Source organism: Mucilaginibacter terrigena (genome assembly GCF_004168255.1).
In the GTDB taxonomy this organism is placed as follows: domain Bacteria; phylum Bacteroidota; class Bacteroidia; order Sphingobacteriales; family Sphingobacteriaceae; genus Mucilaginibacter; species Mucilaginibacter terrigena.
In genome coordinates, this window is the sequence record NZ_SEWG01000005.1 from 385,726 (window position 1) to 412,686 (window position 26,961).

The 26,961-nt window shown below is 44.7% G+C and carries 26 protein-coding genes; 9 read left to right on the forward strand and 17 right to left on the reverse strand.

Annotated features, from left to right (window positions below; genetic code table 11):
* Positions 1-110: 110 nt before the first annotated feature.
* The 9 genes from EWM62_RS14630 to EWM62_RS14670 form a co-directional block, all read right to left on the reverse strand.
* Positions 111-566 (reverse strand): hypothetical protein, encoded by a 456-nt coding sequence (locus EWM62_RS14630; RefSeq protein ID WP_129877408.1) that lies wholly within the window; start codon positions 564-566, stop codon positions 111-113.
* Positions 567-570: 4 nt separating this feature from the next.
* The gene (locus EWM62_RS14635) at positions 571-912 is read right to left on the reverse strand and encodes a phage holin family protein (protein WP_129877409.1); all 342 of its coding nucleotides are present in this window, start codon (positions 910-912) and stop codon (positions 571-573) included.
* A gap of 45 nt (positions 913-957) precedes the next feature.
* Positions 958-1,224 carry a YtxH domain-containing protein gene (locus EWM62_RS14640; RefSeq protein ID WP_129877410.1) on the reverse strand — a complete coding sequence of 89 codons (267 nt, stop codon included), beginning with the start codon at positions 1,222-1,224 and terminating at the stop codon, positions 958-960.
* 65 nt (positions 1,225-1,289) lie between these two features.
* Entirely contained in the window at positions 1,290-2,336 is a 1,047-nt protein-coding gene (locus tag EWM62_RS14645; protein ID WP_129877411.1) for an AI-2E family transporter, read from the reverse strand.
* An 82-nt stretch (positions 2,337-2,418) separates the two neighbouring features.
* Complete coding sequence (locus tag EWM62_RS14650) at positions 2,419-2,619, reverse strand: histidine kinase dimerization/phospho-acceptor domain-containing protein (protein ID WP_129877412.1); 201 nt, start codon at positions 2,617-2,619, stop codon at positions 2,419-2,421.
* A 2-nt stretch (positions 2,620-2,621) separates the two neighbouring features.
* On the reverse strand, positions 2,622-4,034 hold the full coding sequence (locus EWM62_RS14655) for a sigma-54-dependent transcriptional regulator (RefSeq protein ID WP_129877413.1): 1,413 nt from the start codon (positions 4,032-4,034) through the stop codon (positions 2,622-2,624).
* 170 nt (positions 4,035-4,204) lie between these two features.
* Positions 4,205-4,789: an outer membrane beta-barrel protein gene (locus EWM62_RS14660; RefSeq protein WP_129877414.1), complete on the reverse strand. Its 585-nt coding sequence runs from the start codon at positions 4,787-4,789 to the stop codon at positions 4,205-4,207.
* 270 nt (positions 4,790-5,059) lie between these two features.
* On the reverse strand, positions 5,060-5,842 hold the full coding sequence (locus EWM62_RS14665) for an enoyl-CoA hydratase/isomerase family protein (RefSeq protein WP_129877415.1): 783 nt from the start codon (positions 5,840-5,842) through the stop codon (positions 5,060-5,062).
* 12 nt (positions 5,843-5,854) lie between these two features.
* Entirely contained in the window at positions 5,855-6,277 is a 423-nt protein-coding gene (locus EWM62_RS14670; RefSeq protein WP_129877416.1) for a cobalamin B12-binding domain-containing protein, read from the reverse strand.
* A gap of 395 nt (positions 6,278-6,672) precedes the next feature.
* Between EWM62_RS14670 and EWM62_RS14675 the strand changes: the two genes are divergently transcribed.
* Complete coding sequence (locus EWM62_RS14675) at positions 6,673-8,331, forward strand: glutamine--tRNA ligase/YqeY domain fusion protein (RefSeq protein ID WP_203235050.1); 1,659 nt, start codon at positions 6,673-6,675, stop codon at positions 8,329-8,331.
* 119 nt (positions 8,332-8,450) lie between these two features.
* Here the strand turns inward: EWM62_RS14675 and EWM62_RS14680 are convergent, their stop codons facing one another.
* Positions 8,451-9,278: an N-acetylmuramoyl-L-alanine amidase gene (locus EWM62_RS14680; protein WP_129877417.1), complete on the reverse strand. Its 828-nt coding sequence runs from the start codon at positions 9,276-9,278 to the stop codon at positions 8,451-8,453.
* A gap of 177 nt (positions 9,279-9,455) precedes the next feature.
* Here EWM62_RS14680 and EWM62_RS14685 point away from each other — a divergent pair, with 177 nt between their 5' ends.
* From EWM62_RS14685 to EWM62_RS14710, 6 genes are all read left to right on the forward strand, one after another.
* Positions 9,456-9,791 carry a tRNA-binding protein gene (locus tag EWM62_RS14685; protein WP_129877418.1) on the forward strand — a complete coding sequence of 112 codons (336 nt, stop codon included), beginning with the start codon at positions 9,456-9,458 and terminating at the stop codon, positions 9,789-9,791.
* A complete protein-coding gene (locus tag EWM62_RS14690) occupies positions 9,788-10,162 on the forward strand; it encodes an SdpI family protein (RefSeq protein WP_129877419.1) in 375 nt (124 codons plus the stop codon). The genes EWM62_RS14685 and EWM62_RS14690 overlap by 4 nt, the downstream gene beginning before the upstream one ends.
* Complete coding sequence (locus EWM62_RS14695; protein ID WP_129877420.1) at positions 10,162-10,635, forward strand: nucleoside deaminase; 474 nt, start codon at positions 10,162-10,164, stop codon at positions 10,633-10,635. Before EWM62_RS14690 ends, EWM62_RS14695 begins: the two co-directional genes overlap by 1 nt.
* A 167-nt stretch (positions 10,636-10,802) precedes the next feature.
* Positions 10,803-11,414 (forward strand): superoxide dismutase, encoded by a 612-nt coding sequence (locus EWM62_RS14700; protein ID WP_129877421.1) that lies wholly within the window; start codon positions 10,803-10,805, stop codon positions 11,412-11,414.
* A gap of 156 nt (positions 11,415-11,570) precedes the next feature.
* Positions 11,571-12,566 (forward strand): quinone oxidoreductase family protein, encoded by a 996-nt coding sequence (locus EWM62_RS14705; protein WP_129877422.1) that lies wholly within the window; start codon positions 11,571-11,573, stop codon positions 12,564-12,566.
* A 4-nt stretch (positions 12,567-12,570) separates the two neighbouring features.
* Positions 12,571-13,584, forward strand: coding sequence for a ferredoxin--NADP reductase (locus EWM62_RS14710; protein WP_129877423.1), 1,014 nt, complete (start codon positions 12,571-12,573; stop codon positions 13,582-13,584).
* Between the two features lie 203 nt (positions 13,585-13,787).
* On the opposite strand, the gene EWM62_RS14715 is transcribed toward EWM62_RS14710, so the two are convergent.
* Both EWM62_RS14715 and EWM62_RS14720 read right to left on the reverse strand, forming a co-directional pair.
* Entirely contained in the window at positions 13,788-14,966 is a 1,179-nt protein-coding gene (locus tag EWM62_RS14715) for a PepSY-associated TM helix domain-containing protein (protein ID WP_129877424.1), read from the reverse strand.
* A complete protein-coding gene (locus tag EWM62_RS14720; RefSeq protein WP_203235051.1) occupies positions 14,966-17,410 on the reverse strand; it encodes a TonB-dependent receptor in 2,445 nt (814 codons plus the stop codon). The genes EWM62_RS14715 and EWM62_RS14720 overlap by 1 nt, the downstream gene beginning before the upstream one ends.
* Positions 17,411-17,558: 148 nt before the next feature.
* Between EWM62_RS14720 and EWM62_RS14725 the strand changes: the two genes are divergently transcribed.
* Positions 17,559-18,092: a 5' nucleotidase, NT5C type gene (locus EWM62_RS14725; protein WP_203235052.1), complete on the forward strand. Its 534-nt coding sequence runs from the start codon at positions 17,559-17,561 to the stop codon at positions 18,090-18,092.
* A 5-nt stretch (positions 18,093-18,097) separates the two neighbouring features.
* Here EWM62_RS14725 and ruvC read toward each other — a convergent pair whose 3' ends face one another.
* From ruvC to EWM62_RS14745, 4 genes are read right to left on the reverse strand one after another with little or no spacing between them, the layout of a single operon-like run.
* The gene (ruvC, locus tag EWM62_RS14730; RefSeq protein ID WP_129877426.1) at positions 18,098-18,694 is read right to left on the reverse strand and encodes a crossover junction endodeoxyribonuclease RuvC; all 597 of its coding nucleotides are present in this window, start codon (positions 18,692-18,694) and stop codon (positions 18,098-18,100) included.
* Between the two features lie 19 nt (positions 18,695-18,713).
* On the reverse strand, positions 18,714-19,352 hold the full coding sequence (gene aat, locus EWM62_RS14735; protein WP_129877427.1) for a leucyl/phenylalanyl-tRNA--protein transferase: 639 nt from the start codon (positions 19,350-19,352) through the stop codon (positions 18,714-18,716).
* Positions 19,353-19,362: 10 nt separating this feature from the next.
* On the reverse strand, positions 19,363-21,297 hold the full coding sequence (locus EWM62_RS14740) for a DUF3857 domain-containing protein (protein ID WP_129877428.1): 1,935 nt from the start codon (positions 21,295-21,297) through the stop codon (positions 19,363-19,365).
* Complete coding sequence (locus EWM62_RS14745) at positions 21,297-23,231, reverse strand: DUF3857 domain-containing protein (protein WP_162499847.1); 1,935 nt, start codon at positions 23,229-23,231, stop codon at positions 21,297-21,299. Before EWM62_RS14745 ends, EWM62_RS14740 begins: the two co-directional genes overlap by 1 nt.
* A gap of 222 nt (positions 23,232-23,453) precedes the next feature.
* Between EWM62_RS14745 and EWM62_RS14750 the strand changes: the two genes are divergently transcribed.
* Positions 23,454-25,304, forward strand: a complete 1,851-nt coding sequence (locus EWM62_RS14750) for a sensor histidine kinase (RefSeq protein ID WP_129877430.1) — start codon at positions 23,454-23,456, stop codon at positions 25,302-25,304.
* A gap of 3 nt (positions 25,305-25,307) precedes the next feature.
* On the opposite strand, the gene hisS is transcribed toward EWM62_RS14750, so the two are convergent.
* On the reverse strand, positions 25,308-26,681 hold the full coding sequence (hisS, locus tag EWM62_RS14755; RefSeq protein ID WP_129877431.1) for a histidine--tRNA ligase: 1,374 nt from the start codon (positions 26,679-26,681) through the stop codon (positions 25,308-25,310).
* Positions 26,682-26,961: the final 280 nt, after the last annotated feature.

The window sequence follows — 26,961 nt, forward strand, 5'->3', positions numbered from 1 at the left end:
AAATTTCCTGCTAACTCGCCGGTAAAAGTATCAAACAAAAAAAGGGATAAACCCTGTAGGTATATCCCTTTCCCTTTTAAACCGTATTTCGCAACAGGGTTTAAAGCTTTTTAATATGGCTGGTATGCCGGTACGTCGTCTTTTTCCAGCACTATGCCGGTTTGTTTGTCGGCTTTATCCTTCTTTTTAAACAGGTTACCAAACAATCCTTTGGCCTTATCCCAAACGCCGCTCACATTATCTTCGCTGATATAGTGCGATGCTTTTTGCGAAAGGATACCAACCAGTGTTTTAACAATAAAGTTTGAATGCCTGAATATGGTTTTGTTGAGCGTTAGCGGGAGTACAAACCTCGATATCAGCCCTAAAAAATCCTGGTTAAAAAAGCTTGCGCCTTTTATACCATCGGTAGCGGCTGATTTTGGAAACAACGAAAGCACGGTTGAAAATATAGCAGACGGGCCGCTAAAGCGCGCTTTTAAAGCGATAGCTTGCTGAGCCTCTAAATTTTTTAGCCTGCCAATTTCGCCCTGCAGTTCAAATATATTTCTGATAGGTGTTTCCATGTTCTTATTTAAATAACTTACGGATCATAGCATTAATAATTGGCCGTTCGAAGCTGCGTTTTGCCACCATTATCAATACGGCTATAAACAGGTATAAAAGCGCTACGCAGCCAAATCCCTGCCAGTACGAATGCAATACATCGGCCAGGAAGAGTGCCAGCGTAAAACTCGCGAACAAAAAAGTTAACAATAGCCCCAGAATAATAACTATATCTGTTATCAGGTCGGCTACTATTGATGTGCTGCGCTCAATAACTTCGTATTTTAAAAGTTTAAAGCGCGTTTCAGCGTAGTCTTTCAACTGGTCGACAATAGGGCGTGCCGTTTCTTCTTTTTCGTTTTCCATATAAATTGTTATTTACGGCATATTAAATAGTATCCGCAAGAGTAATTATGCGTGCTCCAGGTCGTCCTGATATTCTTCTTCGGCGCCTTTAACTTTGCTTTTAATGTTTTCTACAACTTTATCTTTTAGGCCTACAAGTTTATCGATCTCATTAGCGGCGGTTTCTTTGATCGAATCGCCAAGGTTAGCTAATGATTCTGAAAGCTTGTCGCGTGTTTCGGTACCTTTATCGGGTGCAAATAAAATTCCCAGTGCCGCACCTGCCGCTAATCCTGCCAGTAGGGCGACAATAACTTTTGTGTTATCGTTCATATTGTATTAATTTTTAAGTTGAATATTTGTTTTATAATTATTAAATAATTTTATTTCTTGTGTGTTTATTGCATTTCGGGGCCGGTCCTTATCCGCTCCAGTCTGTCGGCGGCCATGCGGTTGGTTTCGTATATCTCCAATAATAGTAAAAAATACGACAGCAACACAGGCCCAAAAACCAGGCCAAGAATACCAAAAAGCGGCAAGCCGATAAACACTCCTATAACTGATATAATGGGGTGCGTATTGCCTATACGCTTATTGATGATCATTCGTAACACGTTATCTACATTGCCAATAAACAGTAACCCATAGGCTAACAGCAATATACCTTTTACATTATGCCCTCCGGCAAATAATATAACACTTGCGGGTATGCACATGGTTGGCGCACCAACCACCGGTAAAAACGACAGGAACGACCCTATAACACCCCAAAAAATAGCGTCAGGGATCCCAAAGGCGTAAAAGCCCATGGCCAGCAATATACCCTGTGTAATAGCTATTATACCTTGCCCCAATACATTGGAGTAGGTAGAGTTACGTAACTCTGTCGCAAACTTTAAGGCATGCTGCTCGCGGAAGGGGGCATATTTTAACAGGCCTACTTCAAACTCGCGCATTTGCACAAACATAAAGTACAATAAAAAATACATTACCAGCAAGGTAAGTATGATGCTTGCGGCGCTGCCCAGCAACGATGGAAACAGATCGGCAGCGTAGGCCCCTAATTTTTGCAAGGTATTTTCGGCAAAGTGGGGCTGGTTTAAGTTAGCGGCGGTAAACGCGTCAATCTTTTCGGTCCATTTATCAATATTGATAGCCTCGCGGTTAATGCTTCCTATTTTGCCTATCACCATAATACTTAACGACAGGAACGGGATAACAATAACTATTAGCGATATGAGGATGATAATAATGGCGGCCAGCGCGCTGTTAAGCTTGCGCCGCTCTATCATGTATATGTAAAAAGGTCTGAAGATGGTGAAAAGTACGATAGCCCCCAATATGGAACTGAAAAGGTCGCTTAAAGCGTACAATAAAAAGCAGCCGAGCACAACAATACTTACCAGTATAATATTATTGCGCTGCTTATAATTAAAAATGGACATTGTTTACACTGGAAAGCTAATTGTGATACTAATATATAAACAAAAAAGCGCTAAAAAGTTTTTAGCGCCTACGGCATAATTTCTATTCAAAACCCTCAAGCAGTTTATCAATTTTTTGTGCCGATTGCGTAAGGCTGTCCAGGTAAAGGTTAAGGTCGCTGTTATTATCCTCTACCTCGTATCTAAGCCCTTCTAAAGCCAGTTGAATATTTGATAGCTGGTTTTTAATATCGTGCTTTAACATATCAAAATCCCGGGGCTTGTTGGTGTCCTCGGCAGCCATAATTATTTCAGGTTAATGGCTTTCATTTTATTGTAAAGCGTTTTACGGTCAATATTCAATATCTCGGCGGCTTTGGTTTTGTTAAAGTTTACCTCGCGCAGCACCTTTAAAATGGTTTCGTGCTCGGCACCTAATGCAGCATTCTTCAAGTCGTGCTTAGGTTCTTTAACCTCGTTATTATTGGCCGATGGACTTGAAGGTTCGTAAGAGGATACCTTAAAGTTCGAGATCTCCAGCGGAAGCGTTTTCATGGTTATCTCATTGCCTTCGCTTAGCAGGGTTGCACGGCGCACCACGTTCTTCATTTCGCGGATGTTGCCCTGCCAGCGATAGTTCATAAAACATTCTATCACCTCGGGCGCAAAGGTGGTTACATTACGTTCCAGCTCGTGGTTGGCAATTTTCAGAAAATGCTCGGCCAGCATCATAATATCGTTTCCCCGTTCGCGCAGGGGTGGCATGTAAATACTGAACTCGTTAAACCTATGATAAAGATCTTCGCGGAACCTACCCTTTTGGATGCCTTCCTGCAGGCTTTCGTTGGTAGCTATAATAATACGCACATCCAGGTCAATTTCTTTGGTGCTGCCTATGCGCTTTACCTTGCGTTCCTGAACGGTGCGCAGCAGGGCGGCCTGTATCTCGTACGATAGGTTGCCCACTTCATCAAGGAAGAGCGTACCACCGTTAGCCATTTCAAAATGGCCGATTTTGGTATATAATGCACCCGTGAACGATCCTTTTTCGTGGCCAAAAAACTCGCTCGCGGCCAGTTCTTTGGTAAGCGATCCGCAGTCCATAGCTACAAAAGGTTGATTATGGCGCGGGCTGTTCTGGTGTATGCTTTTAGCAACCGACTCTTTCCCGGTGCCGCTTTCGCCTAATATAATAACGCTGTAATTGGTTGGCGCAACCAGCTCAATTTGTTTTAGTAATTCTTTTGATGCCCGGCTGGTGCCCACTACAAACTCGCTTGATAACACCTGCTTTTTACTCTCTTTTACAGGCTTATCGTTTTGGCTGTAATCGTTAGCGGCCATTTCCTGCAATGCATATTGGGTTTCAATAGCCTTATTTATGGTATTTAGTATCTCATCGGGATATAGGGGCTTGGTGATGTAATCGTACGCACCCATTTTAATAAGTTCCACTGCCATTTTAATATCCGAATAGCCGGTAATAATAATGACCCCTGTTTTTGGATAAAGCGCTTTAATGTTTTTCAGCATTTCGCGGCCATCGGTATCCTCCAGTCTAAAATCGCACAGCACCAGGTCGAAATCATTTTTCTTAAGACATTCCATCCCGGCACCACCATTCGCAGCCGTACTCACCTCAAAACCATTGCGTACCAAAAATTTTGATAGCAATAGCCCAACATTAACTTCATCATCAATGATGAGTATTTTTTTCATATCAGCAATTACTGTTTACAGGTAAATGTATTCGCAGGTTAAGGTACAAATATTTGCTAATTTATCAGAATTATTATTGATAGTGGCTAAAAAAGGCTTTTCTTAAACAAGAAAAAAGAGGCCATGGCCTCTTTTTACAATCACTGTTTTTAGCGGATATTGTTTTATTTTTAAAAGCCGTATGCTACGCGCACGCCTAAAAAGCTTGGTTTGCTGTTATCAAACGCGCTGTTAAATTTTGTGGTTGCCTCGTACCGGATACCGGCGTCAATAAAATTACCGCTTGCGCTAACCGGGAACTGAACACCAACCTGCGGCGCATAAACAAACGCCACCGATTTATTCTTATAGGTATCGTCGCTGTTAAGCAGGAAAGCTGCACCCGCTTCGCCCTGTATGTAAAAGTTTTCGACCGGGAAGAATTTTAAACCTGCTTTTACTGGTAATAATTTAATGTCGGTGTAATCTATATTAGCTGCGCCTACGTCTTTTTTACCAAAAATGTTATTGTAACCCGCGTTAACGGTAACAAATAGTTGTGTTGCTACAGGGATATCCGCCTGTACCGAACCTCCCAGGTTCCATTTGTGCGTGTCCTTCAGGTCGCCAATCGGGATACCTGCGTCAACACCGATGCTGTAACGTATGCCGCTTTTTGTAGTAGTGCTTGTAGATGTAGTAGTTTGGGCATTAGCGGCGAATGATAATCCGGCGAAAGCTAAAGCCAGTGTTGCGATCTTTAATGTACTTTTCATGATATTATAATATTAAAATAACGTGCCTTTTTGTTTAGCACGAGGCAAAGTAAAGCACCAGATCCGCTACATTTTTTCATCCGATTGTCACGAATATTCAATGGATTGATTGATAGATAATTAATTTTGACCGATTGGGGCAAATGGTCAAACGAGTGTAAATTAAGTGTTAAAAAGTGCCTTGATTTATGAAATTTACGTGAATACGGGATTTCTACAGCCTTTCGAAGAAAAGGCAAACGAGCACCAAAATAGAAAAGGGTAAAAAATTTACCGGCCTTTAAATTCCGCTTTACGTTTTTCCATAAAGGCCGATACGCCTTCCTTAAAATCGTCGGTACCGAAGCACTTTCCAAACTCGCGGATCTCGGTTTCGTAACCATTGATACATTCGGTACCAAAATCGTTTACCGCTTTTATGGCCGAGGCCAGGGCCAGCGGCGCACGGGTCAGTATTTTGTTCATGATCTCCTCGGCCTTTGGCAGCAGGTCGTCCTGGAAAACCACATGGTTAACCAGGCCTGCGGTGAGCGCATCGGCGGCAGTAAGCATATCCGCCGTCATGATCATTTCAAGGGCTTTGCCCCTGCCTACTAATTGGGTAAGGCGCTGTGTGCCCCCATAGCCGGGTATCAGCCCTAAAGTAACCTCGGGCAGGCCCATTTTGGCATTGTCAGCTGCTATGCGGATATGGCAGGCCATCGCCAGCTCTAAACCACCACCTAATGCAAAACCATTTACGGCTGCTATTACGGGTTTATTACCATTGGCTATTATATCAAAAACGGTCGACTGCCCGGTGCGTGCCAGGTCGGCCCCACCCTGTACATCCAGATCGGCAAATTCAGAGATATCCGCACCGGCAACAAATGCCTTTGTACCCGCACCTGTTATGATGATGCCGCCAACGCTATCGTCTTTAAAAGCCGTGGTAAAAGCCTCGTGTAACTCGGCAAGGGTAGCTTTGTTCAAAGCATTAAGTTTGCTTTCGCGGTTGATAGTTATATATTGTATGCGGCCTTTATTACCGACCAGTATATTTTCAAATTTCATAAAATATCAAGGTTAAAAATTACGGTTCTGGTGTACCCAGTTGGTAATGTAGGTAACAATATCGGCCGTGCTGGTACCCGGCGGAAAAAGTTCGCCCACGCCAATTTTTTTCAGTTCGGCCATATCATCGGCAGGGATGATACCACCACCGGTAAGCAGCACATCATCCATCTTTTTCTCTTTTATCAGCGCCATCACCTTCGGGAAAACCGTCATATGCGCGCCCGATAGTATAGAGATCCCTATAGCATCCACATCCTCCTGCAGGGCGGTGTTCACTACCATTTCGGGCGTTTGGCGCAGGCCGGTGTATATTACTTCCATACCGGCGTCGCGCAGGGTAGTGGCAATAATGCGTGCACCGCGGTCGTGCCCGTCGAGGCCTACTTTGGCTACTAATACGCGTATCGGGCGGTTAAATTGGGTTTCGCTCATGGTTATGAAGGCGGTAAAAACTGTATCAAAGTTAAGAGAAAATTGTTGATGTTTTTATCGCTTGTATTATGACGAATTTATTTCGGCTCATGTGCTGTAGTGTTCTCAATGAACGTTAGTCTGCTCATGGCCGCAGTTCATACAATAACAAATGCATGGTGGTGACTAGATGCTTCGCTACCGCTCTGCATGACAAAGAAGGGTAAAATCAAATAAATCGCATAAATCCGTTTAATCCTGGTTCAGACAATTTTCCGCGTTAGGGACAGAAGCGGATACCGGCTGTGTGGCTAAAGCCTGTGCAGTATGAGCGGATGGCCCGGGCCGCAGGCAACGCCCTATTAACTGTGAAAAAATGTATAATTTCCGTACTTTTGCACCCTGTTAGAAACATCATGAGCGAAGAAAGATCACTGAATTTTATAGAGGAAATTGTTGAGGGCGATATTGAGGCCGGTAAAAACGACGGCCGGGTTTTAACCCGTTTCCCGCCCGAGCCTAATGGTTACCTGCACATTGGCCACGCGAAAGCGATATGCCTTAGCTTTGGCCTGGCGCAAAAATATAATGGCAAAACCAACCTGCGTTTTGACGATACCAACCCCGCTAAAGAAGAAGTTGAATATGTTGACAGCATTAAAGAGGATGTGAAATGGCTGGGCTTTGAATGGGCCAACGAGTGTTACGCATCCGATTACTTCGACAAGCTTTACGATTTTGCCGTTGCCCTGATAAAACAAGGCTTGGCTTACGTGGACGACAGCAGCGCCGAAGAAATTGCGGTGCAAAAAGGCACACCTACCGAACCCGGCGTGGCCAACCAATACCGCAGCCGCTCGGTAGATGAGAACCTGCAGTTGTTTGCTGATATGAAGGCCGGTAAATACCCGGATGGTGCCAAAGTTTTGCGTGCAAAACTGGATATGGCATCAACCAATATGCATCTGCGCGACCCTTTGATGTACCGCATTAAGCACACGCACCATCACCGTACCGGCGATACCTGGTGCATTTACCCGATGTACGATTTTGCACACGGGCAAAGCGATGCCATTGAAGAAATCACCCACTCGATATGCACGGTTGAGTTTATACCCCACCGCCCTCTATACGAATGGTTTATAGAGAAACTAAGCCTGTTCCCGAGCAAGCAATACGAGTTTGCCCGCCTTAACCTTAACTATACCGTAATGAGCAAGCGTAAGCTGCTGCAACTGGTAGAGGAAGGCCATGTAGACGGATGGGACGACCCGCGCATGCCTACCATTAGCGGCTTGCGCCGCCGTGGGTACACCCCGGCCAGCATCCGCGAATTTTGCGAACGGATTGGTGTGGCTAAGCGCGAAAATATGATAGACGTTGGCTTACTGGAATTTTGCATCCGCGAGGACCTGAACAAAACCGCCTGGCGCCGTATGGCCGTGCTTGACCCGGTTAAGCTGGTGATAGATAATTATCCTGAAGGTAAAACAGAGGTCTTCCATGGCGAAAACAACCCCGAAGCTGAGGGTGGTGATGGCAGTCGCGAGTTTCCGTTTGGGCGCGAACTTTGGATAGAGCGCGACGATTTTATGGAAGAGCCGACCAAAAAATATTTCCGCCTGGGTATTGGCTTGATGGTACGCCTTAAAAGCGCTTATATTATTAAAGGCGAAAGCGTTGTAAAGGATGCCGACGGTAACATTACCGAGATCCATTGTTCGTACATCCCCGAATCGCAAAGCGGAAATGATACCAGCGGCATTAATGTGAAAGGAACCATCCACTGGGTAAGTGCGGCGCACGCCAAAACTGCCGAAGTGCGCCTGTACGACCGCCTGTTCCAGGTGGAAGATCCCGGCAACGAGGACGGCGATTTTAAAGATTACATTAATCCAAATAGCCTGCACATATTACCAACTGTTTACGTTGAACCCGACCTGGTTAACGCAAAGACTGGCACACCGGTACAGTTTATGCGCAAAGGTTATTTTACGCTTGATAAAAATTCGACTGGCGATAAGCTTGTGTTTAACCGCACGGTTACGCTGAAGGATGGGTGGGTGAAGAAATAGCCCAAAGCCAAAGCCCCCCCGCCCCCTGAAGGGGGAGCTTTTGAAATGCATAAACGCTTGTCTGATTTTTTCAGACAGGCGTTTATATTTTGCTCCCCCTTCAGGGGGCGGGGGGGCTTCTAATATTTCTTATAAACATTGAATAAAACATCCAAATCGAATTGTGTTAGCCTGGTCGATTCCTCGCGCTGTACAAAGTGGCGTTTAAAGGCGCCGATGGCGGCGGGCAGGTTGCGGGTATCGTACCCTATAAGGCGCAGGGCGGTGGCGCTGTCGAAATTGGCCGGGGCAGGTACGATCAGCATGTCAGAATAATAGCCGAAGCCTTTTTGTGCCAGCAGTTCCCAGGGGAAAAGTATGCCCGGGTCGGGTTTGCGGCCGGGAGCGATATCGCCATGGCCAATAAAATTAGCGGTTGGGATATTGTAATCCTTTTTTAGCTTAGCCAGCAATGTTATCAGGCTGCTCATTTGCGCGCCGCTAAAAGGTTCGTTTCCTTTATTATCCAGTTCGATACCTATCGAGCAGCTGTTCATGTCGCTGATGCTGCCCCATTTGCTTACACCCGCGTGCCAGGCACGAAGATAATCGTTAAGCATATGTACCACCTTTCCATCCTTACTGATCACGTAGTGCGCGCTTACCTGCGGCTTTACCAGTGTAAAGGTTTTGATAGTTTGCCCAAGCGAATCCTGCGCGGTATAATGGATGATAACGTAGTTTGGCTTGCGCAGGTTAAAATTAACCGTGCCTATAAACTCCGATGGTACGGATCTGCCCAGGCTGTCAGTAAGCATGGCCGGGCTTTCGGCAAGCAGTGTGTGGCTTAGGCTGTCGGCATGTTCGCTATAAACTTTATTGGTTGCCGCATAACGGCTGGTAATTTTTGGTGAACATGCGGATAGGATGGTAGCGGTAAGCAGGAGCGGCAGCAGGCGGTTTTTCATAGTGTTGCTAAATTAGCAAATTTTGTGCCTTATCAGTTTCTGCGCTACTCCAAAAGTCAAAGCCGATTTTTATCCAATGTTCCGTTCATCAGGCTCGTTGAATGCTGCGGCGGGGGACCTCTAAATAAATTCAACATCACAGGTGCGTTGTAAACCTAACACCCTACCTTTGCTATTATGGAAACCATAACCTGGAATGATTTTGAAAAGGTGGAACTGCGTGCCGGTACCATATTGGAAGTGGCAGATTTTCCCGAAGCACGTAAGCCTGCGTATAAACTAACGGTTGATTTTGGCCCGCTTGGGATAAAGCAAAGCAGCGCGCAGATCACCAGGCATTACACCAAGGAAGAACTGCCTGGCAGGCAGATATTGGGCGTGGTTAACTTCCCCAAAAAACAGATAGCCAATTTTATGTCGGAGTTTTTGGTGACCGGCCTTGCCGACGAGAACGGCGACATCGTGCTAACCGCTATTGATAAACCGGTGCCCAACGGCAGTAAACTGATATGATATTTGTAAACTGGATAATAGGGCCGCACCTGATAGGGTTGATATTTATCCTTGCCGGGTTGATACAAAAACGCTACCCGCCTAAAAAGATAAACAGCCTTTACGGTTACCGAACAACCCGATCGATGAAAAATCAGCAAAACTGGGACGAGGGTAACAGCTACTCTACCAGGCTTATGATCAAATGTGGTTTAATATTGTTTGTTGCCGGGATCATCATCACTTTTGGGCTAATGTTAATTGATATGACTCCCGAATTAAGAACACTGATCAAAGCTATCATGATGGTGGTTGGGGGAGTAGGTACAGCTATAGTGCTGTTTGTCGTTACAGAAAGACATTTAAAAAGAACGTTTCACGATACATTATAATGCGATATTACACTTTTGGCGATGAGCAGCCTGCCATTTCTCCGGATGAATTTTTTATGAACGAGGCCCTGAAGGAAGCCCGCCTTGCCCTGCAGGAGGACGAGATACCGATTGGCGCCATTGTGGTTTGCAAAGGGCAGATAATCGGCCGCGGGCATAATCTAACCGAACGGCTTAACGATGTATCGGCACATGCCGAAATGCAGGCCCTTACTGCTGCCACTAATTTTATGGGGGGTAAATACCTGCCCGAGTGCACCCTGTATGTAACTTTGGAACCCTGCGTAATGTGCGCCGGCGCAAGTTACTGGTTCCAGGTAGGGCGCATTGTTTTTGGGGCTTACGATACCAAGCGCGGCTTTGGCAGGTTAAACCAAAGTGTTACCCACCCCAAAACGCTGATATCCGGCGGAATCCACGAGAATGAGTGCGCACAACTGGTGAAGGACTTTTTTAAAGGGAAGAGAAAATAGGTCATAGTTGATGGTTCATAGATCATGGACGACCCCCACTATGAACTATGATCTATGAACTAAAAGCTTCCAAACAAAAACTTGACATTGATATAGAACAAAAACACACCCCAACCCTTATATTTGCTACATCACACGAATAAGTTGAACCTTTAAATTTTAATATTATGGCATTTACACTACCGGCGTTACCGTACGCTACCGATGCTCTGGAACCGCACATTGATAAAGCTACCATGGAAATCCACCATGATAAGCACCACCAGGCTTATGTTACCAATTTAAACAAAGCTTTAGAAGGTAAACCAGAGGCGGATGGTAAAATTGAAGACATCATCAAAAATATATCAAAGTTTCCGCCTGCTGTGCGTAACAACGGCGGAGGTCACTATAACCACTCTTTGTTCTGGACAATATTATCGCCTAATGGTGGCGGTGAGCCTACAGGCGCACTGGCCGATGCTATCAAAAGCACCTTCGGTTCGTTTGCCGATTTTAAAACCAAAGTATCTGAAGCAGGCGCTACACGTTTTGGTTCGGGCTGGGCATGGTTAATTGTTACTGCCGATAAAAAGCTGGCGGTTACATCAACCCCTAACCAGGATAATCCGTTAATGGATATTGCCGAAGTAAAAGGCACACCGGTTTTGGGTATCGACGTATGGGAGCATGCTTATTACTTAAAATATCAGAACCGCCGTCCAGAGTACCTAACCGCTATCTGGAATGCTATTAACTGGAACCACGTTTCAGAATTATATACAAAAGCTATCGCTTAAATAAAGCAGGCATTTTATATTTGAAAGCGGCAGATTGGAACATTCTGCCGCTTTTTTTATTTTTACAAATACGCTATAGCCACTATGTCATTGCGAGCGATAGCGTGGCAACCTCGTCGCTACGCTCCTCGCAATGACATAGTTAAATATTACTCTATGAAAGCCATCGTCCTCGAATCTGCAGAAAACCCTTTGGTTGTAAATGATGTTGCCAAACCCACACCCGGGCCGGGCGAAGTGCTGGTGCAGGTAAAAGCCGCGGCCCTAAACCGCCGCGACTGGTGGATAACCCAGGGTAAATACGCCGGGCTAAAATATCCAACCATATTAGGTGCCGATGGCGCTGGTATTGTTGCCGAAGCAGGGGATGATGCAAGCGAATGGCTGGGTAAAGAGGTTATCATCAATCCATCGCATAACTGGGGCGAACACCCGGAGTTTCAATCAAAAGAATTTAAGATCCTTGGACTGCCGGATAATGGCACCATGGCCGAATATGTGTTGGTGAAAGCCGAATACCTATACCCGAAACCCGCTTATTTAACATTTGAACAGGCAGCTGCTTTACCTTTGGCAGGGCTAACCGCCTACCGAGCTTTGTTTACAAAGGCGAATATTAAAAAGGGCGATAAGGTTTTGGTTGTTGGGGTTGGCGCGGGCACCGGCTCGTTTCTGCTGCAATTTGCTTTGGCGGCCGGGGCGCAGGTTTTTGTAACATCGGGCAGCGGCGAAAAAATTGAACAGGCCAAACTGCTTGGGGCGTGCGCGGGTGTGAATTATAAGGCGCAGGATTGGGCGCAGGAACTAAAGCATTTTAGTGGCGGCGGCTTTGATATTATTGTCGACAGCGCCCTTGGCCCTGATTTTGCAAAAATGCCCGACTTGTGCAATCCCGGCGGGCGCATGGTTTTCTTTGGCGGGACGGCCGGTAATGTTCCGGAACTTAATGCCCGCCCCATATTTTGGAAGCAACTACAGATAATAGGTACCACTATGGGCACACCCGATGATTTTAAAGCCATGCTTGCCCTGGTTAACCAGCATAAAATAGTGCCGGTTGTTGACGAGGTATTTCCGCTGGCAGATGCTAAGAAGGCTTTCGACAAAATGGGCGCTGCAAAGCAGTTTGGTAAACTGGTGATCAAGATCTGAGCGGATGCTGCAGCTGCGGGTTGATGAAATAAAATGGGAGCTGCCGGATACGGCGACCTTTTACCTGCTTGAAGTAAGCGGAAGTAAAGTATCGTACAAAGCGGGGCAGTTTCTTACACTAATATTTAATCACCATAACCAGGAGATCCGGCGGTCGTACTCGCTAAGCTCATCACCTGATGAAGACAGGCTTGCCATTACCGTTAAGCGGGTTACCAACGGCGAGATCTCGCGTTTCCTGCTTGCAAAAGTTAACGTTGGCGATGTGCTCTTCGCCGCCGAACCGGCAGGTGTCTTTACCATTAATGATCATCAACTTAAGAAAGATCTGTTATTTTTTGCCGCGGGGAGTGGCGTTACGCCTATCTTCTCTATCATCAAATACATCCTGAAATGGCCGGGCGAAAGCAGGCTGCACCTTATTTACAGCAGCCAGGATAAACAATCTGTACTGTTTTATAATGAACTGGAGAAATTACAGGCTCTGAATACCGAAAGACTAAACATTACCTATCTGCTAAGCTATGACGCCAACCGCCTTACCAATATTATGGTAGAGCGATTAGTTAATGAGCAGCTGAACTTTGGTAAAGACAAAGCCGAAATTTACCTGTGCGGCCCTTTTGTATATATGCGGATGATCAGGCTTACGCTTTTGTATATGGGCATTGGGCCGGGGCAGATACATAAAGAAAACTTTGTGTTGGAAACCGTGCCGGTTACCGGCAGCCAAACCAATTACCCGCCTAAAAACATCAGCATCAATTTCAATAACGAACAGCACAATATTGTCGCTGGCGAAAACCAATCCATATTGCAGGCGGCCTTGCAAAACAAGATACCTTTACCTTATAGTTGCCGCAGCGGGATCTGCTCGGCATGTGTGGCATTTTGCAAAACCGGGAAGGTAGAGATGGCTAAGAATGAAGTACTAACCGATGAAGACCTCGCCAAAGGCTGGGTCCTAACCTGTACCGGCCACGCGCTTACGGATGATGTGGAAATAGAGTATAGGTAGCGATAGGTAGTGAAACAACTGTCATCTCGAACGAGGAACGAGGAGGGATCTTATACAAGCGATATGCCGCTGTGCAGGGTGTATAAGATTTCTCTTCGCCCGATAGCACATGCCCCACCCCTGCTGCTCATCGAAATGACATTTTGAATATAAAAACAAAGGCCGCAGAAATATCTCCGCGGGCTTTGCTTTTGTCTTTATCCTTATGAAACCTGCATTTGCCGCCTGTGCGTTTTATGATGCACGGCGTTACGTACTTTACTTGTTTTCGATTTTGATTTTTTACGCTTGCCCAACCAGATGATAAACCCGGTTATGGGTAAGCTTGCACAGATCAAACTGGCTAAGAAAGCGATGATCTTGGTAGTTATGCCACCAATCTGGCCTACGTGAATATCATAGTTCATCTCCATTAGCTTTAAGCCAGGGCTTTTCTTATCGTATGCGTATGTCTTTAATACCTTGCCATTGTATTTGTCAAACTCGTAACCACTCGCATATGCGTAACGCATAGATTTAGGGTACGCGCCCGCGCCTATAGCGCCCGATGGTGCAGGGTCATTATGGATCAGATACATTTCGGCATGGGGTGATTGCTGCCGGGCGTGCGCGAATGCGATATCTACCACGGGCTTATCAGCAACGCCTGCTTTTTTAAGCGAATCGGATTTAGGCTCGGTCACTTCCTCCTCGTATTTAATATCCCTGCCAATGTTTGCTGTGTTGTAGATGGCCTTGCTTACCGGTTCAAATGCTATTGCCAGGCCGCTGATGGATAATATTATTGCGATAGAAGTGGCGTAAAAGCCCAGTACATTATGCAGGTCGTAATTTACCCTGCGCCATCTGCCACCCCATTTAATGGTGAAACTGCGCTTGCGGTCGCTTTTGCGTTTAGGCCACCAAAGAATAAGCCCGGTTATCATGATCACCATAAAAATAATAACCGATACCCCTACTATCCACCTGCCTATTTCGGGCGGCATCAGCAGGTACAGATGGATGTATTCTACAATGATGAAAAAATTGGTCTGCGGCGTTTCGGTATGGGTTATCTGTCCGGTATAAGGATTCATAAAGATATACATATAGCCATCTTTGCCGGTATTTGCCAATACCGAAGCAGGCCTTTTTTCGCCGTAGTAGTATATATAATCGGGCGATGCCTTTGGATAATTCTGCTTAGCAACAGCTATGAGCTGCGATGGGTTAAGATAAGGTTTGCCGTGCGACTCAACCGTGCGGTAATCATAAACAGCATCCTGGATCTCGTCCTGGAAACAAAAGATACAACCGGTGATACTAACTATAAACACCACAAGCCCGGAAATAAACCCGAGCCAGCGGTGGCAAAAAAGCATTACTTTTTTAAAAGGCGTCATTATTTAAATTTATATGAAGCGCTTAGTACAAACTGACGTAACCTTTGCGGGTTAATAGTTGTATAACCTGTGTAATAATATTTGTTTGTTAAATTATTGCCGCTTAAACCAAAACGGTATTTAGGCCTATCCAAATATACCGATGCGTTCAACAAAGTATATGATGGCAATTCGAAACTACCCTGGCTAACGCTGTTTATTACTTTGTTAGCGCTTGCGTAATTGCCGCCAACGCCAACACCTAATCCTTTAACAAAGCTTTGTGGTAAACGGTAGCTAATGTAAAGGTTAGCTAAGTACGGCGAGCCGGCAGTATTGGGGCGCAGGCCTAAAACATCAGGGTCGCCGGCAGTGAATTTGGAATCGTTGTAAGAGAAGCCTGCTACAATGTTAACGGCAGATACCGGATTTGCAACAAACTCAGCCTCGAAACCTTTGCTGGTTTGAGTACCATCCTGTACCGAACCAAAGAATGATGAACCCGGAATAGAACGGATGATGTTGGTTACCTTTATACGGTAAACGCTTAAGGTACCGTTTAATTTACCATTTAACAGCGCCAGTTTAACACCGCCTTCGGCTTGGTTTGCATTTTGAATTTTAGGTATAGCAGAGTTGCCTGCGCCATCAGTGTAAACATCCGGGTTACTAAAACCATTCTGATAGTTGGCAAAAATAGATACAGCTTCTTTAACAGGCTGGTAGATCAACCCTAACTTTGGTGAAAAACCTGTTTGGGTGAAGGGTTTAGAATTTTGTGTCCCGTCGATAGCGTAAGTCCCTTTGTTCTCAAAACGGTCAACGCGGGCACCAACAGATGCAATCAATCTGTCAGTAATATTGATCACATCAGATAAGTATGCGGCGTAAGTGTTTTTTTTGTAAATATAAGGGAAGCTGTTAGCTGCCGTAGGGGGGATAGCATCAGCTGCTGTTTTGTTTAATGCCCCATAATTAAAAGCAGGATCGTTTATTGGTGCAAAGTCATAAGTGTTTCCGTAGTAAATTTCGCGGGAGTTTTGACGTTGAAAATCTAAACCAAAAACGAAGCGGTTACGAACTGAGCCGATTTTAAAATCCCCGTTAATGTTTTCCTGTATTTGTATGGCTCCAAACTTACTGTGGTCGGTAGATTGATCGTTACGAAAAACGTAATTGTTATTGCCCGGCGGGTTTGGTAGGGTTACACCTGCAGATTCAGCCAGCGTAACTGCGGTTTCATCGGTAAGCAGGTAAAAATAAGGGTTATGCCCGTTAGAAAAACTGTTTGATGACGAAAAGATAGTTTGCGAAGTAAACTTATCTGATATTTTATAGTTGGCTTGCGCAAAGTAGTTGATATTACGCGAGTACATGGTGATATCATCATTAACGTAAGCTTGTTTGTAATCGATATTCAGATCACTTACCTTACTTACGCCCATTGCTTTTGGAGAATCATAAAAGAAGAAAAACGGCTTGGCCGAATTACGGCCAAAAAACATTTCAGCTTCAAACAAGAACGATAATTTATCATTGGCTTTTATTGACAAGCTTGGCGCGGCCGCAAAGGTGCGGGTTTTGCCATAGTTTTGAAAGCTGCCCTCGTAATTGTAAGCGGTGTTTAAGCGAAAAGCAACGGTTGAACCAATCGGTGTATTTAAGTCAAGGCTGGTGCGGTTTAAATTGTAACTGCCAATAGTTTGGCCAATTTCGGCGCCAAATGTATCGTAAGGTTTTTTTGTAACGCGGTTTATTAAACCACCAAATGAAGTTACTGCCCCGCCAAACAATGTTGCCGAGGGGCCTTTTATAACTTCAACTTTATCAACGTTAACTGCATCAACGCTATTGCTAACTATCCCTGCAATGCCGTTACGTACAGATATTTGGGTAACAAAGCCGCGTTGTGAAAAATAGCCGCCGCCATCGCCTGCGCGGGTAGTAGCATCCCAAAGTTTTTGCACGCCCGATGAGTTTCTAAGCGCTTCGTCAACGCTGAAGATCTGCTGCTCCTGCAAAAGTTCGCGGCTGATGGTAGTATAGCTTTGAGCGTTCTCCAGGTTATCCAAAGGTATCTTTCCTACGTCGGTACTTTGTTTACGTGCAAAACGGTTAGAGCGGTTTGCAATAACATTAACTTCTGTTAATTGCGAAAGGCTTGCGTTTACAGTAATGGCAGGCACGGTAATTACCTGGTTTGCGGTAACAGTAACAGGTACTTCAACAGTTTGTACACCAACGTAAGATATGATAATAGTATATGAACCCGCAGGTGCTTTAAAAGAAAACTCGCCGTTTGATTTAGTGGTTGAACCGTAACTGGTGCCTTCTAAACCTATTGATACGTTATCTGCAGGCTGGTTTTTGCCGGTTACAACTTTACCTTGTATTGTGCCCCTGGTTTGGGCAAATGATAGGTGCGGCATAAGCACCGCAAATAGTACGGTTAATATTAGCGACAACTTTAAAATTGTGGGGTTAGATCGTTTCATTCTTATTAAGACTAATTATAAATAATGGCCAAATGTATAATATATAAGCCTGCTGTGCAAGTTATTTAGAATAATTATAAACAACTGTCTGATTTAAAGGCGTTATATTTGTGTACTTATGACACAACTGAAAAGAATAGCAATTGATATGGATGAGGTTATCGCCGACGCCAACATCCGATTTGCGGAGTGGTACAAGCGCGATAAAGGCATTGAATTTACCCACGAACAACTTAATTCTAAAAAATTTTCAGAGTTGTTACCTGCCGACCATCAGTACCTGATAAAGGAATACGTTTATCATGACGACTTTTTTGTAGACCTTGAACTTATACCCGGCTGCCAGGAAGTGATCGAAGACTTATATGAAAAGTACGAGATCTTTATAACTACCGCTGCTATGGAATTCCCGAATTCTTTATTGCCGAAACTGGCCTGGCTGGGTAAGCATTTCCCATACATCTCGTGGACCAACATCGTTTTTTGCGGGGATAAAAGCATTATCAATGCCGACTACCTGATAGATGACAACGTGAAGCATTTTAAACGTTTTGTGGGGCAGGGGATACTATTTACCGCGAGCCATAACCACGATGTAGAATGGGATGTACGCGTAAATACCTGGGACGATGTGCGCAAACTGCTGTTATAACAGCTTTATTTTTTAGGGGCTATGCTAACTCGCGCGGCATTGTCTTTCACAAAAGCCTCCCAGCCCGAGTGGCTCTTTTTACTGGTGACCTTACCCCCGCGCGATGTTTGTATTTTTTGAAACGAATGGCACACCGCCACGGCAAGGCCATCGGTAGCGTCAAAAAAATCGGGCGTTTCGGTAAATTTTAAAAGGGTTTGCAGCATGGCCGATACCTGCTCTTTGGTGGCATTGCCATTGCCGGTAATAGATTGTTTTATTTTACGCGGCGCATATTCGGTTATAGCAACATTGCGCGATAGCGCCGCCGCCATACAAACCCCTTGTGCACGGCCCAGCTTCAACATTACCTGGATGTTTTTGCCATAAAAGGGCGCCTCAATAGCCAGGCAATCGGGTTTATAGTTATCAATAAGGGCCACGGTTTTTTCAAAGATGCGCTGCAGTTTTAGCATGTGGTCGTCTATCTTATCCATCTTAACCACGCCAAGGCTTATCAGTTCAATTTTTGGGCCTTTTTCAAGCACCAGGCCATAACCCATAACAGCCGTGCCGGGGTCGATACCTAAAATTATACGCTCTTTGTTAATTGCCTGCTCCATCTGTTTACAAAACTAATGTTTAGCCAGTGGTTTTATGCAGAACGGCAATATATTCTTCGCGGCTTATCATCTTTGCGCCCATGCTTTCCAGGTGTTCGGTATGCACCTGGCAATCTATCAGTTTGTATTTGGCGGTGTTGCAAAGCCATATCAGCGCGGTTTTTGAGGCGTTGCTCACCAGACTAAACATGCTTTCGCCGCAAAACACATCACCTGTCTGTACGCCATAAAGCCCGCCAACCAGTTTTTCATCCTGCCAAACCTCAACAGAATGTGCATGGCCATCATGATGCAGGTTAGCATAGGCGGCTTTCATATCATCGGTGATCCAGGTGCCATCCTGGCCTTCGCGTTTTATGTTGGAGCAAGCCGCTACTACATCAGTGAAACAGGTATTGGTAGTAACCCTAAATTTACCTGAACGCAGTACCTGCTTCATTGATTTAGAGATCTTTAGCTCCTGCGGATAAAGCACAAAACGTTCGTGCGGCGAGTACCAAAGTATGGGCTCATCATCGCTGTACCAGGGAAATATACCGTTTTGATAAGCCAGCAGCAAGCGCGCTGTCGACAGGTCGCCGCCAACGGCCAGCAGCCCGTCCTCGTCTGCCAACTCGGGGTTGGGGAATAGCAAACGCTCATCAAGCCTGAAGATCATACTGACAAAATTAAGCCTTCTTTCGTATTACCAGCTTTTTATTTTGTGCTTTGGCAATGTTATCCATGTATTGCTGCATCTCGGTATATTTTGCCGCCGGGATAACATGGTTGGTTAAACTAAACTTGCTTATGCTTATTACCTGGTTCTTAGCTGTGTCGTAAACGTATTTAACATCAAAAGTGCCATAGGTGAATTTTAAGCTTTGGTTTGCAGGCAGGGCCTCTACTTCAAATCCCTCGGGCAGGGTAATGGTGGTTGTGCAATTCTTCAGCATAGGCTGGTTAAAGTAGTAATCCGAGGTTCTTTTTTCCAGCACGGGCAGCGTACTTGCCCATATATCAATTACGCGGGGGCGATAAAACTGTTTGTTGCCGGCTTGTACATCGCAAAACTTATCGTATTCAATGTCAAGGCTTACCTCTTTTACGCCATCCTTATCAATCAGTGGTTTATAATCCAATACCGATGGCTGCTTCATATGAAGCGTATTGATAAGGTATTCCTTTTGGTCATCAACCTTCAGCGCAGCAACAGCCAAATAATCATCACGATACTCGCCTGTACTTGTAATTTTTACCTGCGCTTTGGCGCCGCCATCGGCATTTAATATAACCTGCACATCACTGTTAAACTGGTTGTCTTCGGCCACACTTTTTGGGGTATTTACCAGTTTGCCGCCGCTCTCGGTAACCAGCAAGGCGCGCCTGTTCTCGGTAAAGGGGCCAAGTTTGCCGCACGCCTGTGTGCTGCTGGTGCATTCCAGCCAAGTGGTATCGCCTTTTAACGGAACGCAAAGTATAACATGGTCAAATGAATTACGGGCAAAGCCCGGTTCGGCAGGCTCGGCATTAGCACCCGAATTAATGATGGCATAATTGGCCGGGATATCAACCGCCTTTAACAAGGCATACATGTAGTTTGACAAGGCCTTGCAATCTCCGTATTTTTTTTGGTCTACAAAGTCGGCGGCAAAGGGTTTCATGCCCCCTATACCCAGGCTTATACTTACATACCGCATACTTTGCTGCATGTACTCATATAAAAACCTTACCTTTTCTTTGTCGGTTTTTATATTGGCTGTCATTTTTTTGATCTCTTCGGCCCTTTGCGGGCTAAGGGTGCATACATCGGCGTTTAAGCCTAATATCCATTTACCGAAGCTTTCCCACGAACTAAAATCCCCGTCGAGGCCATAAAATTCAAACTTGTTGGCAGCAAAATATATGCGCGGCAGCACCCGCCATGCTTTAGCTCCATCTTCGAGTTTAATAGCCTTTAAGTTTGATACATGCCACGAATAATTTTCGTATTTACCATCGTTGGTTACCTGTGGTTTGGTGCGGATATTCTTGTTAAGGTACCTGAAACCCGATCCGGGTTTAATAGCGATGTGGCAATACGCGTCTTGTATAGATTGTTCAGTTCCCTGAAAATACCACGATTCGATATTCATTGAACTCCTGTAATTTGTTTCGGAGGTAATTTCTATCGTCGACGGGTACGCCGCAATACTATGATCTATCATCATCAACCGCTCATCGGTAACAATAGAACCGCTAACTGCCGATCGATCGTACATATCGCTTTTGCGATATTTTTTTATCATTTCGCCGGCCGCGTTATAAATGCGCATTTCAAAAGCGCCTATAGAATTGTATTTCTTACTGTAACCTAAAACCGCTTGTGCCTCATCGTTGCCTTTCTCGTTTAAAACGGTTATGATGGAGTGTTCTTTCACAGAGATATCATCGGGCCCGTTTACCGTTATATCTTTCATTTTATACCTAACAACAGAGTTGGCGTCTGCTTTTAACGAATCGGGAATGCCTGCTGCGGTATAAAGCGCTTTTGGTATTTCTTTTTGCTGCGCGTATAAGCCATTTGCCAGGATAGTAAGTGCCACTGCACACAGCAGGGCTTTTATATTCACGTACCTCATCATCAGGATTTTTTAAGAACTATCTGCTCGTTAAGCATCTCGTACATTTTTTTATAGAACTCGTGGATCTCCGGGTAGTCTTCTTTAAAGTAGATGGATTTTTTCTGGTCGACATACAGCCGCACCACTATTGTACCATCCTGCTCGGCCGCTGTGCGCCTAAAAATAATTGTTTTATCAGACATGGTCATGCTTACGCTTTTGGGTAAAACATCAACCTTATAGCCTGCAGGCACTCTAAAAGTGCAATTTATAGTATAGTTACTGCGGTAGCCAAAATCGATATCGGTAAAGCGGTTTTCGCTTAAAAACGGGTTGTTTTTTATGGCGCTTAGCATATTAGGGTTAAAGTAAATGTAGTTACCGTCAGATCCGGTAAGCTCAAGATCAAAAGCTACCGTATGTGTTAACGGCAGCGTATCTGTATCCATACCTTCAAATTTTAGCGAAGATATTTTAAGGTTGTTATCATCATCCTGTATATAATCGATGAATTTTTTTTCTCCATCCTTTTTATACCGGGTGACGGCCGAAACCCTGTTATAGCCAAAGTTGCTTATTGAAGCAGTGCCGGTCATTTTGCCATCTGCCTTTATATCGCCGCTCACCAGTACCACCTGCCTTATTGGTTTTATGTTTTGAAGAAAAAGAGTACTATAGTCCTTTTTATCCTTATTCATGTAAAAACCAAAGGAGTTTAAAAGGTTAGCGGGGATCTGGTTGTAGATATTGTATTTATTTGAGGCATCAAGCACATAAAACGTAGTACTATCAACCGGTACATAGGCTACCGTGCTGTTAAACTGGTAATAATTTGGATAGCCCGGATTAACCCTGCCATTTTTACGCGTACTGGTTATCATTGGGTAAACGGTTACTCCGGCTTTTTTTAGTAAATGATATACGATCATATTTATTTCGCCCGAATTGCCCGCTTTTTTATCCCATGCTTTTGATATGCCATCGTCCGAGTATTTACTGTAATACTCGCTCCATTTCATGTTATTTTTTACCTCGTTAAATATGTAGGCAATGCGCTCATTATCGTTAGCCATGCCTTTTGCTTTGGCAATGATCACATCTTCGCCGGCAATTTTGTGGTTTAGCTGCCCTCCAAATTCGGGCGAATCCATTAGCGTTTCGCCAACTTTTGTCCAGGAGTCAGAGAAACTCATCACCCGCTGCCCAATTGGCCTGATGCTCATTAGTTGGAATAATATGCGCTGACAGTTATCTTCCAGCGAACTCATAAACGGCTCGTCAGGTATTGATGCTACGTTTGCCAAAGCCCTTGTAACCGAACCATCGCGATTGCGGCTATTAACCGCGTACGGCTGGCGGACCGACTCCAGGTTCTTATAATATAAAATATCAGGTGTGCTGGTGGTTAATTCGCTGTAGCGGGTTGGTATACTGGTTTGAAAATACCAATCGGGGAAGTTGCCGAGGTTGCTGCTTACAATAGAATATTTATATTCAATTACCGAACCCGGCTTAACGTTAGGGAACGAAAATACGGTAGCTGTGCGGCTGCGGTCGATATTTTCTGTAAATATCTGCTTCTTATCAACCTTAATAATTTCGGGTGCGCCATTGGTAAGGTTAATGGTTTCGGCCTGTATGCTCGATATATACTCAGACCGGTCGCCGCCATAATACTCTATACGTACGTTGGCATAATCTTTACCGTTATCGTTAAATATTTTAACGCGTTTATGTATGTCGGTTACAATATCATAGTTCGCATTAAAGTATACTTTGCTTTTGTTGAACAGCACCTCTGCATTGGCATTTTTTTCAAAATCGCAGGCTTTAAGCTCCAGGTCTGCAAGGTCAATTTTTCCGTAAGGTTGTGTAGTTGGTGTATTTGTTTCGGTTTGCGCATTAGCTACAGATGTGCCAATGCATAATAACAGGAGGATAATAGCTTTATACATATTAATTAGGTTTAGGGCGATACGAATATAATACATTCCGGATAATTTTAAGAAATACTTAAAAAAACATCTGTTGTAATTAACATGTTGAATAGCCGTAAACTGCGATATTGCGCCGGGCGCTGTACGCATTTGTTACTGTGGGCAATTTTGTTAAGTGCTTGTATATAATCAAATTATTGTATCTTGGATAACCGTTAATATTACGTAATACCCCAATTAATGGATAACATTTATAAGATCATTCTTGAAGAAACCCTTGCCGGTTATTGGGATTGTTATCTGCAGGAAGATAAAGTGATCTTAAGCGCGGCCTTTAAGGCCATGTTTGGCTACCAGGACCACGAGCTGCCTAACACCACCGATACCTGGGCAAAGCTAATTGTGCCCGAAGATATGCCCCGAATGGACGAATGCCTTAAAGGGCATTACGATAGCCACGGCGAAAAACCCTTTAATATTGATGTAAGGTACACGCATAAAAACGGTTCGATTGTATGGATAAATTCTACCGGGCGTGTAATTGAGTGGAATGGCGATATCCCTATACGCATGGTTGGCAGACATATAGATATTACCGAACAAAAAAATACCGAACAAACCCTTGAAATAAGCGAAGAAACATTCAGGAACGCTTTTGAATATTCGCCCATTGGAGTGGTACTGGTATCTACAGCGGGTAAGTTTATGAAGGTGAATAAAAGCATATGCGATATGCTGGGTTACACCGAACGGGAACTGATATCTAAAACTTTCCAGGAAATAACCCACCCCGAAGACCTGGAAGCCGACCTTAGCTTACTGCAAAAAACCCTTAATAACCAGATACAAACTTATAACCTCGAAAAGCGGTACATTAAAAAGGATGGCAACGTGATATGGGTGCTGCTATATGTGGCCCTGGTACGTGATAAAGCCGGCGAACCTTTATACTTCGTATCGCAGATAAAAGATATTACCGAACGCAAAAAAGCCGAAAACAAATTACGGGAAAGCGAGCGCAGGTGGATATTTGCATCGGAAGGCTCTGGCGGGGGCATCTGGGACCTTGACCTGCGTAACAATACCATCTTTCATTCTAAACAATGCCTGAGCATGATAGGCCTGGACGAGCATGAGTTTAGCAACGAGCCCGGACAGTGGACAAGGCGGGTACACCCCGACGACAGGGAACGATATGTAGCAGATGTGCGTGCTTATATCAACGGCGAAACAGATATTTATACCAACCAGCACCGTGTTTTATGTAAGGATGGTACCTATAAGTGGATATTGGACAGGGGAAAGGTGATCGAGTATGATGAAAATAACAAACCTGCCCGCATTATTGGCACACACGTAGATATCACCGACCAAAAGCAGCAGGAGCAGCACCTGCGCGAAACACTGGATGTAGCAAGCAGCCAAAATGCACGCCTGCTAAACTTTGCCTACATTGTATCGCATAACCTGCGCACACACGCCAGTAATTTTAAAATGATAATGGATGTACTGGCCGACCCGGTTACCAGCAACGAGGAACGGCAGGAACTATCCGGCCATTTAACAAAGGTTTCGGAGCAATTGAATGATACCATTGCCAACCTTAACGAGGTGGTATCAATACAAACCAACGTAGACATCCAGACTTCGGAGCTTGACCTGCTCAGCTACTTTAACCGGGCAATAGAGCTACTTGGTAACGAGATAAGCTTATGGCATGTGCATATCGATAACCAGATCCCGGCCGATTGTACACTTACTTACAGCCCTGCATATTTAGAAAGCATTGTACATAACCTGGTAAGCAACGCTATTAAATACCGCTCGGCTATTGAGCACCCCAAAATTACCATCAGGTATTTTAACGAGAACAACAGGCAGGGTTTCACCATCGCCGATAACGGCATCGGTATCGACCTGGAAAAAAACGGTAACGACTTATTTGGAATGTACAAAACCTTTAACGGCAACCGCGATGCCAAAGGTATGGGCTTGTTTATTACTAAAAACCAGGTGGAAGCCCTGGGCGGTAAAATAGAGGTTGAAAGTAAGCTGGGCAAAGGCACAACCTTTAAGGTTTATTTAACCTAAGCCTTATTTCTTAAGTTTCCCCAGGATCTCATTTGCCGATAATTTTTCCTGCTCGCCGCTTGCCATGTTTTTAAAAGTAAGCAGGTCCGTTTCCATCTCGTCGCTACCAATTAATACCGTGTATGGGATCTGCTTGTTATTGGCATACTCCATTTGCTTTTTAATTTTGGCACCTGGGGGGTAAAGCTCGGCATTGGTGTTTTGGCTGCGCAGGCTTTGCAGTAATGGCAGGCCGTATTTTTCGCCCTGCTCATCAAAGCAGCAAATAAGCACCTGCGTACTTTGCTCTGCTGATTGCGGAAACAGGTTAAGCTCTTCCAGTACATCGTAGATCCGGTCGGCACCAAAGGAGATGCCCGCGCCGGTGAGGCCTTTTAGGCCGAACATGCCCGTCAGATCGTCATAACGGCCACCACCGCCGATGCTGCCCATGGCAACCTCGTTTGTTTTTACCTCGAAGATTGCGCCGGTATAATAATTTAACCCGCGGGCAAGAGTAATATCCAGTTCAAGTTTAGCAGTTAGGGGTTTGCAGGTGGCTACATAATTAAACACAGATTCAATCTCGTCGCAGCCCTGCAGGCCGATGATAGAATCTTTTAAAGCTGTGCGTAAACTGGCCAGTTTTTCGTCGTTATTGCCCTCTAAAAGGATAATGGGTTTAATGGTATCGATATCTGCCTGGGTAAAGCCGCGTTCAAACAATTCCTTTACCACGCCATCAAAGCCTATTTTATCAAGCTTATCAATGGCTACGGTCATATCTATAATGCTTTCGTGCTTATCAATAACCTGCGCAATACCCGATAGTATTTTACGGTTGTTTATTTTTATGCTAAAATCCTTAAGGCCAAGCAGGCTTAAGGCTTCATCGTAGATCATGATAAACTCCGCCTCGTTCAATAACGACGATGAGCCTACTACATCCGCATCGCACTGGTAAAACTCGCGGTAGCGCCCTTTTTGTGGCCTGTCTGCTCGCCATACCGGCTGCACCTGAAAGCGTTTGAACGGGAAAGTTATCTCGTTCTGGTGCTGTACAACGTAACGCGCGAAAGGCACGGTGAGGTCGTAGCGAAGGGCTTTTTCAGAAATAGAGGGGGTTGCCTGGTTAGAATTGCGGGTAAGTATAGCTTGTTCGTCTGCTTTGGCTAAAAAATCTCCGCTATTCAAAATCTTAAATATCAACTTGTCACCCTCATCGCCATATTTACCGGTAAGGGTACTCAGGTTTTCCATCGAAGGGGTTTCTATCTGTTGGTAACCATATTTCCTGAATACGCCTTTTATGGTATCAAAAATAAAGTTACGCTTTGCCATTTCGGCCGGAGAGAAATCGCGGGTGCCCTTAGGTACAGATGGTTTGATGGATGCCATGCGGCAAAGGTACAAAAAAGCGTAGAAGCTTAAAGGGTTGCTTTGCGGGTTGACTCACCCCTGCCGTGTAAAGCGACCACGCTTTACGTTAACTAATAGAAAGCGGCCACGCTTTAGTAAGCCTTAGCGGAACCGCTGCGACTAACGGCTATATAAATTTTACCAAACCCCGTGGTGACACCATTTTGTTAGTACCTAAATTTGGAACCAGCTGATTATTAGATTATTACAAAAATACACCTGTATGCGCAAACGTGAACGTGAACATTTCGTGAACACA